Annotated in this window: 15 protein-coding genes; 6 read left to right on the top strand and 9 right to left on the bottom strand. The window is 67.5% G+C overall.

The window, feature by feature from the left end:
- The first annotated feature begins 61 nt into the window (after nt 1-61).
- Complete coding sequence (locus C1737_RS02140) at nt 62-1285, top strand: sodium-dependent bicarbonate transport family permease (RefSeq protein WP_102417094.1); 1224 nt, start codon at nt 62-64, stop codon at nt 1283-1285.
- A 3-nt stretch (nt 1286-1288) separates the two neighbouring features.
- Here the strand turns inward: C1737_RS02140 and hemW are convergent, their stop codons facing one another.
- On the bottom strand, nt 1289-2461 hold the full coding sequence (hemW, locus tag C1737_RS02135; RefSeq protein ID WP_102417093.1) for a radical SAM family heme chaperone HemW: 1173 nt from the start codon (nt 2459-2461) through the stop codon (nt 1289-1291).
- 131 nt (nt 2462-2592) lie between these two features.
- On the opposite strand from hemW, the gene C1737_RS27475 reads away from it, so the two are divergent.
- The 3 genes from C1737_RS27475 (at nt 2593) to C1737_RS02125 (ending at nt 5245) form a co-directional block, all read left to right on the top strand.
- Nucleotides 2593-2718 carry an Ms4527A family Cys-rich leader peptide gene (locus C1737_RS27475; RefSeq protein WP_369804534.1) on the top strand — a complete coding sequence of 42 codons (126 nt, stop codon included), beginning with the start codon at nt 2593-2595 and terminating at the stop codon, nt 2716-2718.
- Nucleotides 2719-2828: 110 nt separating this feature from the next.
- Complete coding sequence (locus tag C1737_RS02130) at nt 2829-4508, top strand: nitrite/sulfite reductase (protein WP_102417092.1); 1680 nt, start codon at nt 2829-2831, stop codon at nt 4506-4508.
- Nucleotides 4505-5245 carry a phosphoadenylyl-sulfate reductase gene (locus tag C1737_RS02125; RefSeq protein WP_102417091.1) on the top strand — a complete coding sequence of 247 codons (741 nt, stop codon included), beginning with the start codon at nt 4505-4507 and terminating at the stop codon, nt 5243-5245. The genes C1737_RS02130 and C1737_RS02125 overlap by 4 nt, the downstream gene beginning before the upstream one ends.
- Nucleotides 5246-5263: 18 nt before the next feature.
- Here the strand turns inward: C1737_RS02125 and C1737_RS02120 are convergent, their stop codons facing one another.
- The 5 genes from C1737_RS02120 to C1737_RS02100 form a co-directional block, all read right to left on the bottom strand.
- Nucleotides 5264-6352 (bottom strand): sulfate/molybdate ABC transporter ATP-binding protein, encoded by a 1089-nt coding sequence (locus C1737_RS02120; protein WP_067918706.1) that lies wholly within the window; start codon nt 6350-6352, stop codon nt 5264-5266.
- A gap of 21 nt (nt 6353-6373) precedes the next feature.
- Entirely contained in the window at nt 6374-7186 is an 813-nt protein-coding gene (cysW, locus tag C1737_RS02115; protein ID WP_102417090.1) for a sulfate ABC transporter permease subunit CysW, read from the bottom strand.
- Nucleotides 7183-8064, bottom strand: a complete 882-nt coding sequence (cysT, locus tag C1737_RS02110; protein WP_102417089.1) for a sulfate ABC transporter permease subunit CysT — start codon at nt 8062-8064, stop codon at nt 7183-7185. The genes cysW and cysT overlap by 4 nt, the downstream gene beginning before the upstream one ends.
- On the bottom strand, nt 8061-9092 hold the full coding sequence (locus tag C1737_RS02105) for a sulfate ABC transporter substrate-binding protein (protein ID WP_067918712.1): 1032 nt from the start codon (nt 9090-9092) through the stop codon (nt 8061-8063). The genes cysT and C1737_RS02105 overlap by 4 nt, the downstream gene beginning before the upstream one ends.
- Nucleotides 9093-9414: 322 nt before the next feature.
- Entirely contained in the window at nt 9415-9609 is a 195-nt protein-coding gene (locus C1737_RS02100; RefSeq protein WP_067918713.1) for a hypothetical protein, read from the bottom strand.
- A gap of 53 nt (nt 9610-9662) precedes the next feature.
- Between C1737_RS02100 and C1737_RS02095 the strand changes: the two genes are divergently transcribed.
- Both C1737_RS02095 and C1737_RS02090 read left to right on the top strand, forming a co-directional pair.
- Nucleotides 9663-10898, top strand: coding sequence for an FAD-dependent oxidoreductase (locus tag C1737_RS02095; RefSeq protein WP_068099112.1), 1236 nt, complete (start codon nt 9663-9665; stop codon nt 10896-10898).
- A 65-nt stretch (nt 10899-10963) separates the two neighbouring features.
- Nucleotides 10964-13000 (top strand): glycoside hydrolase family 15 protein, encoded by a 2037-nt coding sequence (locus C1737_RS02090; RefSeq protein WP_067918716.1) that lies wholly within the window; start codon nt 10964-10966, stop codon nt 12998-13000.
- A 181-nt stretch (nt 13001-13181) separates the two neighbouring features.
- Here C1737_RS02090 and C1737_RS02085 read toward each other — a convergent pair whose 3' ends face one another.
- From C1737_RS02085 to C1737_RS02075, 3 genes are all read right to left on the bottom strand, one after another.
- Nucleotides 13182-13904, bottom strand: coding sequence for a sensor domain-containing protein (locus C1737_RS02085; protein ID WP_199182771.1), 723 nt, complete (start codon nt 13902-13904; stop codon nt 13182-13184).
- 233 nt (nt 13905-14137) lie between these two features.
- Entirely contained in the window at nt 14138-14917 is a 780-nt protein-coding gene (locus tag C1737_RS02080) for a sensor domain-containing protein (protein WP_102417087.1), read from the bottom strand.
- Nucleotides 14917-15642 carry a sensor domain-containing protein gene (locus C1737_RS02075; protein ID WP_067918749.1) on the bottom strand — a complete coding sequence of 242 codons (726 nt, stop codon included), beginning with the start codon at nt 15640-15642 and terminating at the stop codon, nt 14917-14919. Before C1737_RS02075 ends, C1737_RS02080 begins: the two co-directional genes overlap by 1 nt.

Raw genomic sequence — 15642 nt, 5'->3', positions numbered from 1 at the left:
GTGACGCCGCGCGTCGGTTGCCGTCCCGCGCAGGGCCCGACTGCGTCGCCGGGAGGCGTACATGCTCTACGAGTTGTGGCAGAACTTCATCCACAATCTCTTCAAGCCGCTGTTGCTGTTCTTCTATTTCGGGTTCCTGATCCCGATCCTGAAGGTGCGATTCGAATTCCCCTATGTGATCTATCAGGGCCTGACCATGTACCTGCTGGTGGCCATCGGCTGGCAGGGCGGTGAGGAACTCGCGAAGGTGAAACCGGCCGACATCGACAACATCGCCGGGTTCGTCGCTCTGGGCTTCGCGCTGAACGTCGTCGTCGGCGCGCTCACCTACTTCCTGCTCAGATACCTGACCCGGCTGCGGCGCGTCGACCGGGCGGCGGTCGCCGGCTACTACGGATCCGACTCGGCGGGCACCTTCGCGACCTGCGTTGCCGTCCTGGCCGGCCTCAGGATCGCCTTCGACGCCTACATGCCGGTCCTGCTGGCGTTCATGGAGATTCCCGGATGTCTGGTGGCGCTCTACCTGGTGGCCCGGCTGCGGCACCGGGGGATGGACGAGGCCGGGTTCATGCCGGACGAACACGGCTACATCGCACCCGTAGCGGTGGGGCCGGGAGTGGCCGAGCAGCGGGAACGGGCCGAGGGAGACGACGACGTCGAACGCGGGATCGAGGAGGAGCTGGCCCTCTCGCTGGAAAAGCAAGAGCATCCCGAGTGGCACGAGGCCAACCCGCAGCGCAAGAACGCGCCACTGATGTCGGGCGCGATCTTGCAGGAAGTGTTTCTCAACCCCGGACTGATCCTCCTCGTCGGTGGTATCGCCATCGGTTTCATCGGCGCGCTGCAGGGCCAGAAGGTGGTGCACGACCAGAACGAGCTTTTCGTCGCGGCGTTTCAGGGGGTGCTGTGTTTGTTCCTGCTCGAGATGGGCATGACGGCGTCCCGCAAGCTGCGGGATCTCAGACTGGCGGGCAGCGGGTTCATCGTCTTCGGTTTGTTGGCGCCCAACTTGTTTGCGCTACTGGGTATCGTGGGCGCCTACTGCTACGCGAACCTCACGGACACCCACTTTCAGCCGGGTACCTATGTGCTGTTCGCGGTCTTGTGCAGCTCGGCGTCCTACATCACGCTTCCCGCGGTCCAGCGGTTGGGCATCCCCGAGGCGAGCCCGACGCTGCCACTCGCGGCGGCGCTGGGTCTGACGTTCTCCTACACCGTCACCATCGGGATTCCGCTCTACATCGAGATCAATCGGGCAGTCGCGCACTGGTTTCCGGCGAGTTGAGTACTAGCCCAGGACCGTGCGCACCACCGCGTCGGCCAGCAGCCGTCCGCGCGGTGTGAGGACGAGCCGGTCGGCGTCGGACACCAGCAACCCGTCCGCGACCGCACCTTGGGCGCGCTCTTGTTCGACGGGGCTCAACACTGCGCGCGGAAGCCCCTGGCGCAGTCGGGTTTTCAACAACACGTCTTCGGTGTGCAGGGCGTCGGCGTCCAACCGCTCGAATCCGCCCACCGGCAATGCGGCACCGGCCAGCGTCTCCGCGTAGGCGTTGGGATGCTTGACGTTCCACCAGCGGGTGGCGCCGACGTGGCCATGGGCTCCCGGCCCTGCGCCCCACCACTGACCACCGACCCAATAGCCGAGGTTGTGCCGGCACTCACCGCCCGGCCGCGACCAGTTGGACACCTCGTACCACGACATGCCGGCCTCGGACAGCCGGGCATCGAGCAACTCGTAGCGGTGCGCCAGCACATCGTCGTCGGGGGCCGCCAGCTCGCCGCGCCGCACCCGTCGGGCCAGCGCGGTCCCTTCCTCGACGACCAGCGCGTAGGCGGACACGTGATCGACACCGGTGTCGATCGCCGTGTCGACCGAGCGCAGCAGATCGTCGTCGGACTCCCCCGGCGTCCCATAGATCAGGTCGAGGCTGACGTGTTCGAAGCCGGCGTCCAACGCTTCGCGGGCGGCGGCCGCCGACCTGTTCGGCGTGTGGATGCGGTCGAGTACCCCCAGCACCCGCGGTGACACCGACTGCATGCCCAGCGACACCCGCGTATAGCCGGCCGCCCGGACGGCGTCGAAGAAGTCCGGCCAGGCCGACTCGGGGTTGGCCTCGGTGGTGACCTCGGCGTCGGGTGCCAGCGCGAAGTGCTCGCGCACCATGTCCAGGATCGTCGCCACCCGCGTGCCGCCCAACAGCGACGGTGTCCCTCCCCCGACGAACACCGTGTTCACCGTCGGCCCGGAAAGCCGCTCGGCGGCCAGCTTCAGCTCCGTCCGCAGCGCCGCCAGCCAGGCGTCGGGGTTCACGCCACCCAACTCGGCAGGAGTGTAGGTGTTGAAATCGCAATAGCCGCAACGTGTTATGCAGAACGGAACATGGATGTACATCCCGAACGGGCGCCCGGGGACGGGCTGCAGATCGGGCAGCTCGACCGGTTCCTCGCGAAGTGCCATGCCAAATCTTCCCACGGTGCGCCCGTCGCGGCCGGGGGTCGATCCGGCCGACGAAATTCCGGGTGTTCTTACCGGGGCGGCCGATTTAATCGGGGTTTCGCTCACCGTGAGCCGATATTTGACCTGGTGACATGGGCCCCGATCGGGCATGGCACAATGGGTGCGTGACCGTCGCTCAGCCCAGCCTTCGCATTGCGCTCGTGGCGCGGCGGCACATTGATCTCAAGCGTGTTTGCAGCTGTTGCTGTCTCCCTTGATGTCGTAGACCCGCCCACCTGTACGTCCAGCTGGCATCGGATCTGCGCCGCCGATACCACCGGTGAGCTGCGCTTTCATGCCTGCGATGTCGAAAAGGAGACCTTTTCCAATGACCACCGCCCGACCCGCTGGGTCCCCGAACAAGGCCCGCAACGAGGGCCAGTGGGCGCTGGGAGACCGGGCACCGCTCAATCCCAACGAAGAGATGAAGCAGGCCGGCGCCCCCCTCGACGTGCGCGAGCGCATCGAGAATGTCTACGCCAAGGCCGGGTTCGACAGCATCGACAAGAGTGACCTGCGCGGGCGCTTTCGCTGGTGGGGGCTCTACACCCAGCGCGAACAGGGCTACGACGGCACATTCACCGGTGACGAGAACGCCGATCTGCTCGAGGCCAAGTACTTCATGATGCGGGTGCGCTGCGACGGCGGCGCGCTGTCGGCCGCGGCGCTGCGCACGGTCGGGCACATCTCGACCGACTTCGGTCGCGACACCGCCGACATCTCCGACCGGCAGAACGTGCAGATGCACTGGATCGAGGTCGAGAACGTCCCGGAAATCTGGCGGCGCCTCGCCGAGGTCGGCCTGCAGACCGCCGAGGCGTGCGGTGACTGCCCCCGCGTCATCCTGGGTTCGCCGCTGGCCGGTGAGTCGCTCGACGAGGTAATCGACCCCACCTGGGCGATCGACGAGATCGTGCGCCGCTACATCGGCAGGCCGGACTTCGCCGACCTGCCGCGCAAGTACAAGACCGCAATCTCGGGTCTGCAGGATGTCGCGCACGAGATCAACGACATCGCCTTCATCGGGGTCAACCACCCCGAGCACGGGCCCGGCCTGGACCTGTGGGTCGGCGGCGGCCTGTCCACCAACCCGATGCTGGCCCAGCGGGTCGGCGCCTGGGTGCCGCTGAACGAGGTGCCCGAGGTCTGGGAGGCCGTGACCTCGATATTCCGCGACTACGGCTACCGCCGGCTGCGGTCCAAGGCGCGGCTGAAGTTCCTGATCAAGGACTGGGGCATAGCAAAATTCCGCGAGGCGCTCGAAACGGAGTACCTCAAGCGGCCGCTGATCGACGGCCCGGCCCCCGAGCCGCTCAAGCATCCGATCGATCACATCGGGGTGCAACGGCTCAAGAACGGGCTCAACGCGGTCGGGGCCGCTCCGATCGCCGGCCGGGTCTCGGGCACCATCCTCTCGGCGGTCGCCGACCTGATGGACCGGGCCGGCTCCGACCGGATCCGGTTCACCCCGTACCAGAAGCTGGTCATCCTCGACATCGCCGACGACAAACTCGACGAGGTGCTCGCAGGCCTGGAGGCGCTCGGGCTGCAGACCACGCCTTCGCATTGGCGGCGAAACCTGATGGCGTGCACGGGCATCGAATACTGCAAGCTGTCGTTCGCCGAAACCCGGGGCAAGGCGCAGGTCTTGGTCCCCGAGCTGGAACGCCGGCTCGAGGACGTCAACGCCGCGCTCGACGTCCCGATCACGGTCAACATCAACGGTTGTCCTAACTCGTGCGCGCGAATTCAGGTGGCCGACATCGGCTTCAAGGGCCAAATGGTCGACGACGGTCATGGGGGCTCCGTCGAGGGCTTTCAGGTGCACCTGGGGGGCAGCCTCGGGCTGGACAGCGGATTCGGGCGAAAGCTGCGCCAGCACAAGGTCACCAGCGACGAGCTGGGTGACTATATCGATCGGGTGGTACGCAACTTCATCAAACACCGCAGTGCGGGAGAACGGTTCGCGCAGTGGGCGATTCGGGCAGATGAGGACGATTTACGATGAGTGGACGAGCAACGAAACGGACCGAGGCGCAACTGCGGGACCTGGCGGCGCGGGGTGCCGCGGAGCTCGAAGGCGCCAGCGCCATCGAGGTTCTGCGCTGGACCGACGAGACCTTCGGCGGAGTCAACGGGCCGCGCGGCTGGGCCACCTGCAACTACGTGCTGACGTCGAGCATGCAGGAGGCCGTGTTGATAGACCTGGCGTCCAAGGTCCGGCCGGGTGTGCCGGTCGTCTTCCTGGACACCGGCTACCACTTCGCCGAAACCATCGGAACCCGGGACGCGGTCGAATCGGTGTACGACATTCACGTGTTGAACATCACGCCCGAGCAGACGGTGGCCGAGCAGGACCAGCTGCTGGGCAAGAACCTGTTCTCCCGGGATCCGGGCGAGTGCTGCCGGTTGCGCAAGGTCGTGCCCCTGCGCCGAGCCTTGAGCGGGTACTCCGCCTGGGTGACCGGGCTGCGCCGCAGCGAGGCGAAGACGCGTGCCAACGCCCCGGTGATCGGTTTCGACGAGGGCTTCAAGCTGGTGAAGATCAACCCGCTGGCGACGTGGACCGACGAGGACATGCAGAACTACATCGACGAGCACGGTGTGCTGGTCAATCCGCTTGTCTACGACGGGTATCCGTCCATCGGCTGCGAACCGTGCACGGCCAAACCGCTGGCCGGGGCGGACCCGCGCAGTGGGCGCTGGCAGGGGCTGGCCAAGACCGAGTGCGGGCTGCACGCGTAGCCGGCGAAATCGCTTGATTCAGGCCGGCGTCAGCGTGGTCTGATCTTCGCCGGCGGGGCCGTCGCCGCGGTCGGCCGTCGCCTGATCGGCGATGAACGGCATTCGGGTCGCGCGCACGTAGACGGTGTCGCCCTCGCTCAGGGCCAGCGCCTCGGCGTCGCCGCGGGTGATCTGCGCGGTGAAGGGGCCGCCGGTGGCGGCGCTGGTCAATTCCACCCGCACCTCGAAGCCGAGCACGACCACGCGGTCGACGGTGGCGCGCACCACCCCGATCGATTCCGCGGTGCCGTCCCCGCCCGCAATCGCCATCTCGGGGTTGCGGCCCACCCGGATGTCATGTGGCCGAACCAGATTCCCGTTCAGGGTGGACACCGCCCCGAGAAACGACATCACGAAGGCGTTCGCCGGCGCGTCGTAGACCTCGGTCGGCGATCCCACCTGCTCGATGCGACCGTGATTGAGCACGGCGATCCGGTCGGCGACATCCAGGGCCTCCGCCTGGTCGTGGGTGACCAGCACCGTGGTCACGTGCACCTCGTCGTGCAGGCGGCGCAACCACGCGCGCAGGTCCTCACGCACCTTGGCGTCCAGGGCGCCGAACGGCTCGTCGAGCAGCAGCACCTGCGGGTCGACGGCCAGGGCCCGCGCGAGCGCCATCCGCTGTCGTTGGCCACCGGAGAGCTGGTTGGGGTAGCGGTTTTGAAATCCGCTCAGCCCCACCACTTCCAGCAGGTTGTCGACCTTGGCCTTGACCTCGGCCTTGGGCCGCTTGCGGATCTTCAGCCCGTAGGCGACGTTGTCGCGAACGGTGAGGTGCTTGAACGCCGCATAGTGCTGGAACACGAAACCGATGCCCCGCCGCTGCGGCGGCACCCGCGTGACGTCCGAGCCGTTGATCGTGATCGTTCCGCTGTCGGGCTGGTCGAGCCCGGCGATGGCACGCAGCAGGGTCGATTTACCGGAACCACTGGGACCCAACAGTGCAGTCAGCGAACCGGAGGGCACGACGAAGTCGACGTTGTCCAAGGCCACGAAGTCGCCGTAGCGCTTGTAGGCGTTGCGCACGACGATCGCGTGGTCGACGGGGCCGTTGTTGTCGTCAGTCATCTAGGAGTCTCCATGTCAGGCCTACCTCGCCGCTCGTACTCGGCGGACATCCAGAATCACTTGGAAGACCAGGACCAACACCGCAACACCCATCAGCAGCGTGGACAGCGCGTACGCCCCGTACTCGGCGCCGCGGTTGTACCGATCCGACACCAGCAACGTCAGGGTTTGCGACTTACCCGGCAGGTTCGACGACACGATGATGACGGCACCGTATTCGCCGAGGGTGCGCGCGACGGTCAGCACGATGCCGTAGGTCAGGCCCCATCGGATCGATGGCAGGGTGATCCGCCAGAAGGTCTGCCACCAGCCCGATCCCAGCGTTGCGGCGGCCTCTTCCTGGTCGGTGCCCAGTTCGTGCAGCACCGGTTCCACCTCCCGGACGACAAACGGCAGGGTGACAAAGATGCTGGCAAGCACGATGCCGGGCAGCCCGAAGATGATCTTGAACCCGAGGTCCTTCTCGACGAAGCCGAACGCGCCGGCCGAACCCCACAACAGGATCAGGGCCACGCCCACGATGACCGGCGACACCGCGAAAGGCAGATCGATGACCGCCTGGAGCACGCCCTTGCCACGAAACCGGTTGCGGGCGAGCACCAAAGCGGTCGGAATGCCGAAAACCACGTTCAGCGGCACCACGATGGCGACGACCAGCAAGGTCAGGTTCAGCGCCGATATCGCCGCGGGCGTGCTCACCCAGTCGAAGAACTGACCCAACCCCGGCCGGAAGGTCCGCCACAGGATCAGGGCCACCGGGACAACCAGCAGAACGAAAAGGTATGTGAGCGCGATGAATCGGATCAGGTATCGGACCCTGGGACTCAGCGTCACGCGGCCAGCTCCTCACGCTTGGCCGCGCGCCCACCCACGACCCTCAGCAGGAAGAGCACGACGAACGAGATCGACAGCAACACGATGGATATCGCGGCGGCGCCGGTGCGGTCATCGTTCTCGATCAGGGTCCGTATCCATTGCGAGGACACTTCGGTCTTGCCGGGCACCGCGCCACCGATCAGCACCACCGACCCGAACTCGCCGATCGCGCGCGAGAACGCCAGGCCCGCACCGGACATCAGCGCGGGCGTCAACGACGGCAGCACGACCGAGGTGAAGATCTTGGGAGCGGTGGCACCCAACGACGCCGCCGCCTCCTCGGTCTCCCGATCGATCTCCAGCAGCACCGGCTGCACCGCGCGCACCACGAACGGCAGGGTGACGAAGGCCAGCGCCACCGCCACGCCCCACGCCGTGTGCTGCAGATGCAGACCCACCGGGCTGTTGTTGCCGTAGAGCGCCAGCATCACCAGGCTGGCGACGATGGTGGGCAGCGCGAACGGCAGGTCGATGATCGCGTCGACCAGCCGCTTGCCGACGAAGTCGTCCCGCACCAGCACCCAGGCGATGACCAGACCGAAGACCAGGTTCACCAACGCGACCCCGGCGGAGATGGTCAGCGTCACCCGGAACGACTCCACGGCGGCGTTGGAGGTGACCGCCAACCAGAACGCGTGCCAGCCGCCGCCGGCGGCCTGCCACGCGATGGCGGCCAGCGGCAGCAGCACGATGACCGAGAGCCACAGCGTGGCCACGCCCACCCGCAAAGAGGTCGCGTTCCCGCGGGACGCCCGCCGGCCGTCCGCTGGGCGGCGCCCGTCGCCGCCCAGCTCGGGCCCGATCGCCCGGGGACCGGGCGTGAGCGCGGCCGTCATCCCGTGGCCTGCGTGTAGATCTTGGTGATGCTGCCGGTGGTTTTGTCGAACAACTGCGGGTCCGTCGTCGACCAACCCCCGAGGTCGGCGATCGTCCACAGTTTCGCCGGCGCCGGGAACTGGCCGCGAAACTCGGCCGCGACGGCCGGGTCGACCGGCCGAAAGCCGGCCTGCGCCCACACCTTCTGCGCCGTGGCCGTGTACTGGAAGTTCTTGAAGGCGACCGCGGCGTCCAGGTGTGCGCTGGTGCTCACCACCGCGACCGGATTATCGATCTTGAACGTCTGCGGCGGGTTGATGTGCTCGACCGGCTTGCCCGCACGCTCCGTCGCGATCGCTTCGTTCTCGTAACTGATCAACACGTCCCCACTGCCCTGGACGAACACATCGGTAGCCTCCCGTCCCGAACCCGGACGCAGCTTGACGTGTTCGTGCACCAGCTTGCTGATGAAGTCGACGCCGGCCTGCGGGTTGCTGCCGCCTTCGCTCTTGACCGCATACGGCGCCAGCAGATTCCACTTGGCCGACCCCGAACTCAGCGGACTGGGGGTGATGACCTCCACGCCAGGCCGCAGCAGATCGTCCCAGTCCTTGATGTTCTTCGGATTGCCCTTGCGCACCAACAACGTCACCACCGACCCGAACGGAATTCCCTTGGTGGCGTCGGTATTCCAATCTTTCGAGATCTTTCCGGCTTTCACCAGCCGGGTGATGTCCGGTTCGACGGAGAAGTTCACGATGTCGGCCGGCTTGCCGTCGAGGACACCGCGTGATTGGTCACCGGAGGCGCCGTAGGAGGTGATCACCTGCACGCCCTTGCCCTCGTCGGCGGCGTTGAACGCCGGGATCACCTTGCTCCAGCCGGGTTCTGGGACCGAATAGGCGACCAGCGTGATGCTCGTGCGCGCGTTGGCCGGCCCGCCCCCGCCGACGACATCGCTGGGACCGCCGCTGCACCCGGCCACGACAGCGACGGTCAGGGCGAACGTGACCATCGACCGCCAACGGGGTGCGATGTCGTTGAGCATTCGGGCCTTCCAGGACGGGGACTTAAGGAGACAGCGGTCCCGATGCTGCGGAAAGGCGCCTTATCCGACGGGAGATATCACAAACCCCATACCAGACCGCACACGGGTTTGGCAGTCAGCGACAACAGTGCACGAAGACATGGCGCTCCACGACACCCGATGTCACCTGCATGGCGGGAAGCCTAACAGGAATCGGTGGGGCCGCCACCGCTCGAGTGCCTGGCGGGCGGCCTGCATGCTCAGTGCGTCAGCAACCACGCGACGATCACCAGTACCACGAGCGCGACGAGAATCAACGTCACGTGTGACCGAGGCATGAGCGCTACCCGGGCGCCTCACCGGCGTGGCGGGCACGACGCATCAGGGCGATGCCCTTGCCGAGCAACCCATCGAGCAGGCCCGCCGTGACCGCGGCGACCAAGAGCACGACCGGCATCACCACCATGGCCTGGAGTACGAAAGCGAGCCCGGAAAGCCACAGCTCGTTGCCGTCCCACCAATTCAGGAACGCGGTCACGGGCTCACCCTATTCGGCCTTGCGCCGGAAAACCAATGTGCCAAGATCGGCGCATGGCTGCCCCGTCGTCCGCGCCCGAGTCGACGGCCTGCCTCATCGCCGGCGGGGGCCCGGCGGGCATGGTGCTGGGGTTGCTGCTGGCCCGCGCCGGTGTTGACGTCACGGTGATGGAAAAGCACGCCGACTTCCTGCGCGACTTCCGCGGGGACACGGTGCACGCGAGCACCCTGGGACTGCTCGACGAACTGGGATTGGGCGGGCGGTTCGCGCAGATTCCGCATCGGCTCATCGACACCGTCCACATGGAGATACAGAACGCGCCGCTGGCGCTCGACCTGACCCGCCTCCCGGGCGCGCACAAGCACATCGCCCTGGTGCCGCAATGGGACTTCCTGGAGCTGCTGGCCACCGCCGCGGAGGCCGAGCCGACCTTCCGGCTGTTGCGCAGCACGGAGGTCACCGGCGTCATCCGCGACGCCGACCGAGTCGTCGGCGTCACCTACCGTGACCAGGCCGGTGAGGCGAAAAGCATGCGCGCCGAGCTGACCGTGGCCTGCGACGGTCGCTCGTCCACGGTGCGTTCGGCGCTGGGCCTGGATCCGCGCAGTTTCGGCGCGCCGATGGACGTGTGGTGGTTCCGGCTGCCCCGCCAACCCGGCGACCCACGCGGACTGGCCGGCGTGCTGCGGGCCGGACACGCGGTCATCGTGATCGACCGCGGCGATTACTACCAGATCGCTTACATCATCCCGAAGGGGACCGACGCCCGGCTGAGGTCGCAAGGCATCGAATCGCTGCACCGGGCGCTGGTCGGCATGGTGCCCTGGCTCGGAGACCGCGTGCAGACGCTGACGTCGTTCGATGACGTGAAACTGCTTGACGTACAACTGAATCGGCTTCGACGCTGGTATGCCGGCGGCGTCCTGTTCATCGGCGACTCCGCGCACGCGATGTCACCGGTCGGCGGCGTCGGGATCAACCTTGCGGTGGCCGACGCGGTGGCCGCCGCGCGCATCCTGGCGGGCGCGTTGCACGCGGGCCGGGTGCCCACCTGGCGGTTGGCGCGCGTGCAGGCGCGTCGTTGGCTTCCCACGGTGCTGCTGCAGACGGCACAACGGGTGATCCACGCCAACGTGATCGCCGCGGCGGTCAGCGGAAACGAACATCGCGCGCCCCTGGGTGTGCGGCTGGTGGGCCGGTCCGCGGCGATGGGGCGGCTGGCCGGCTACCTCGTTGCCATCGGTCCGCTGCCCGAGCACGCGCCGGGGTTTGCCCGACGCCGAGATTGAACCAGACGGACGCCACGTGGGCGAAAGAATGGACGCCGGGCCGCTCAACAGATGATGATGTCGGGATGGTTTTGCACGCCCAGCCCGATGACCAGCCCGCCGACGCCATGCCCGAGGAGGCGTTCCAGGCGGCCCCGGCGGTCCTGCCCTCGCCCATCGACTTCAGCGCGCCGGCGCCGCTCGCTTCCAGCGCGGCACTGCGGAACCCGTTTCCGCCGATCGCCGACTACGCGTTTCTGTCGGACTGGGAGACGACGTGCCTGATCTCCCCCGCGGGATCGGTCGAATGGCTGTGCGTGCCTCGGCCGGACTCCCCCAGCGTGTTCGGTGCCATCCTGGATCGCAGCGCCGGCCACTTCCGGCTCGGGCCCTACGGCGTCTCGGTGCCCTCGGCCCGCCGCTACCTGCCCGGCAGCCTGATCATGGAGACCACGTGGCAAACCCACACCGGGTGGTTGATCGTGCGTGACGCGCTGGTGATGGGACCGTGGCACGACATCGAGCGCCGATCGCGGACCCATCGCCGCACCCCGATGGACTGGGACGCCGAGCACATCCTGTTGCGCACGGTGCGCTGCGTCAGCGGGACCGTCGAGCTGATGATGAGCTGCGAGCCGGCGTTCGACTACCACCGCGTCGGTGCCACCTGGGAATACTCGGCCAACGCCTACGGCGAGGCCATCGCGCGGGCCGCCAAGCAGCCCGACGCCCACCCGACGCTGCGGCTCACCACGAACCTGCGGATCGGGCTGGAGGGGCGCGAAGCGCGGGCACGCACGCGGATGAAGGAGGGGGACGACGTGTTCGTCGCCCTGAGCTGGACCAAGCACCCTGCACCGCAGACTTACGAAGAGGCCGCGGACAAGATGTGGCAGACCACCGAGTGTTGGCGGCAGTGGATCAACATCGGCAACTTCCCCGACCACCCCTGGCGGGCGTACCTGCAGCGCAGCGCGCTCACGTTGAAGGGCCTGACGTACTCGCCCACCGGGGCGCTGCTGGCGGCCGCGACCACGTCGCTGCCGGAAACGCCGCAGGGCGAACGCAATTGGGACTACCGCTACGCGTGGGTGCGTGATTCGACGTTCGCGTTGTGGGGCCTCTACACGCTGGGTCTGGACCGCGAGGCAGACGACTTCTTTGCGTTCATCGCCGACGTCTCCGGCGCCAACAGCAACGAACGGCACCCGCTGCAGGTGATGTACGGCGTGGGCGGCGAACGCAGCCTGGTCGAAGAGGAGCTGCACCACCTGTCGGGTTATGACCATGCGCGGCCGGTGCGCATCGGCAACGGCGCCTACGACCAGGTCCAGCACGACATCTGGGGCTCGATCCTCGATTCGTTCTACCTGCACTGCAAGTCCCGCGAACAGATCCCGGAGAGCCTGTGGCCGGTGCTGAAGAAGCAGGTGGAAGAGGCCATCAAGCACTGGCGGGAGCCCGACCGGGGCATCTGGGAGGTCCGTGGCGAACCCCAGCACTTCACGTCGTCGAAGGTGATGTGCTGGGTGGCGCTCGACCGCGGGGCGAAACTCGCCGAGCGCCAGGGCGAGAAGAGCTATGCCCAGCAGTGGCGGGCCATCGCCGAGGAGATCAAGCAGGACATTTTGGAGCACGGGGTGGATTCCCGCGGGGTGTTCACCCAGCGCTATGGCAGCGACGCGCTGGACGCCTCGCTGCTGCTGGTGGTGCTGACCCGCTTCCTGCCGCCCGACGACCCCCGGGTGCGCAACACGGTGCTGGCCATCGCCGACGAGCTCACCCAGGAAGGCTTGGTGCTGCGCTACCGGGTCGAGCAGACCGACGACGGGCTGGCCGGCGAGGAGGGCACGTTCACGATCTGCTCGTTCTGGCTGGTGTCGGCGCTGGTGGAGATCGGCGAGGTGGCGCGGGCCAAGCGCTTGTGCGAGCGGCTGCTGTCCTACGCCAGCCCGTTGCACCTCTACGCCGAGGAGATCGAGCCGCGGACCGGCCGGCACCTGGGTAACTTCCCGCAGGCGTTCACCCACCTGGCGTTGATCAACGCCGTGGTGCACGTGATTCGCGCCGAGGAGGAGGCCGACGGGTCCGGGATGTTCCAGCCGGCCAACGCGCCGATGTAGGAGCGGCGATCGCGAGCGCGGCCGTCAGGCCGGGCGAAGCGGGTCGCCGCCATCAGCACAGCGATCGCGAGCGCGGCCGTCAGGCCGGGCGAAGCGGGTCGCCACCGTTGCTGTAGTCGCGATCGCGAGCGCGGCCGTCAGGCCGGGCGAAGCGGGTCGCCGCCGTTGCTGTGGTGGCGGGTCAGCTCAGTGCGCTCACTTTGTCCCGCATGACTTGGGCGATGTCCAGCGCGCTGGAGTTCACGTCCCCCTGCGCGTCCGGTAACGCGCCGGGTGTGCCGAAGAAGTCGACTTCGACTTCGATCAGGCAGTTGTCCCGCACGCCGACGGCCCTGGCGGCGGGAAGCGATGGGGGCGAGAACAGGGTGGGCGTGTTCCATCGCATCGAAATCGTCGCAGCGACAACGGAAACGGCGTTCTGTACGTGACTGACTTGCACTTTCAGCGGCAGACTTCCGCCCGAAATGGGCACCGTCTTACCGTCGCATTCCTGCCACTGCCTCGAGACGGTGGCGAACAGGGCGTTGGCTACGGCGGCGGTGGGCAAGCTGATCGCGGCCTCTTGCACCCTGGTCACCGTCACGGCGGACCCGGCATCGGGCCGCCAGGTCGTGAGCGCAAAGCCTTTCACGTTGGCGGACCGGTAGGCACCCGCCTGCATCATCACCGCCACTGCGAGGCAACTGTCGGACCACCCCGCGCCCGTACCCGCCAACAGCTCGGGGCCCCCGACAAGCGGCGGGAAACGCGGGTCGGGCTCCAGCGGTTGCTTGACGATGCGGGATAGCGCGCTCCTGCCCAACAGCACCCGATTGAGGGCCTGCCCGTCGAGGGATCGCGGCGTGAGGTTCGCTGGTGGCCGCGCCGCGCCGGCGACCGTGACGGAGCAACCCGTCGCCGACATCAAGACGACCAGAAGCGCTGCCGCACACCAACGTCGACCCCGACCGCGGCGCTTATCGGACAACGCGGCGACAGACGCGGGCCGCGGCACTTCAATGCGACGAATACTTCCCATGCGCTTTTCGGCTACCTCTCACCCCCACCGAGTTTAGGTTTCGCGACACCACCAAGACGGCACGTACACGTCAACACAGCCCAACCCCAGAAAAGTCCCAGCCTGATGCCAGCTGCGCGTCAGCTCAACGCGCTGACCTTGTCCATCAGCGCGTGCGCGATGTCGATGGCGCTGTGGTGTACGTCACCGGTTCCCTCGTCCCTCGGTTGCGTCGCGCCGAAGAACGCGACGTCGACTTCGACGAGGCAGTTCCCCCGAATGCCGAGCGCGCGCGCTTCGGGGCGCGGTCCGCTGGACGGTAGGCCGGGCAACTGGGTATCGATCGAAAGGGTCGCACCCACAACCGAATCGGTGACGCGCACGTCGGAGATGTTGTCGGAGAAGACGATTGCGGGGCGGTCGGTGATGATGCTGGAACGCCCGATGGTCACGGTGGTGCCGTCGCAGTCGCGCCACTGCTGGGTGAACTGCTGGAACAACGCGGCGGCCCCACCGGCGCTGGACAGGGCGACCACGCCCTCGGCCACGCTGATCACCTTCGCCGGCCCGCGCAGGTTCCACCACGTCTCCCGCGCCGCGTTCTTGACGTCGCCGGATTGGTAGGCGTTCTTGACCATCATGGAGGTGACGCCGATGCAGTTGAGGGGTGAGACCGCCCCGAACGCGGGCGGCAACACCTCGGGCCCGCCGAAGCGCCCCGGAAGTTCGGTCTTGGCCACGAAGGACTGACCGAGCAGCTTCGACAGCTCGCCGTCGTCGAGGAGCACCTTCTTGACGGCCTGCCCGGTGACCGGGTGGGGCTTCAAACCCGGCGCGGGGCGCGCGGTGCCAGCGACGGTGCAGCCGGTGGCCAGCGCTACGACGGCCAGGCAGGCGAGGACGATGCGGCCGGTTCTCATCAGTTGTTGCTCGAGACTTTTCGCAACATCGCCTCGACGACGTCGATGGCCCTGCTCCCGGCTTGCACATGCGGGCCGTCGGCGACTTTGACGTCGGCGACGACATCGGCGCGCACGCCCACGGCCCGCTCGTCCGGGGCCGGCCCAGTGTGATGGTTGTCCCACGCGCTGACGGTCGCCGACAGGACCGGCCCGTCGACGCGGATACCGGTCGCCTTGGAATACAACTCGGTGTTGCTCGAGTCGTGGGTGTACATCGTGACGGTGACGCCCTCACAGCGTTGCCATTGCGTGACGAACGACGCGAAGAGCCGTTGCGCGTCGGCCGGCGACGCCAGCTTGATCGCCGCCGCCGTAGCACTGGACACCGCCACGCCGGAGTCGTAGTTCCAGTAGTCCTCCGTCGCGACGGCACGGACGTGGCCGGGTTCGTAGACGATGCGCATCGCCGGCGCGACGAGCCCGAGACATTCGATGGGTGCGGCGCCGCCGCTGTCGCGAATCCCGTTGGGCAGCATATCGATATCTCCAACCAACGGGGGGGCGTGTGGCGGCAGCTGGTTGCCGACGGCCGCGCTGACCTCCTCGGTGTCCGGCAGGATTTGCTCGAGCGGCAGCGCTGCTCCGCCGAGATGCCCGGCGCGCGTGGCCGTGCCGGTGACGGTCGTGACGCATCCGGTGCTCAGCAGGCCGATACCAGCCACAGCAGCGGCCCGCGTGAGCAT

This window comes from Mycobacterium sp. 4858 (genome assembly GCF_900240975.1).
In the GTDB taxonomy this organism is placed as follows: Bacteria; Actinomycetota; Actinomycetes; order Mycobacteriales; family Mycobacteriaceae; genus Mycobacterium.
Note: the sequence above shows the minus strand (reverse complement) of the source record. Positions and strands in the feature narration are given on the sequence as shown.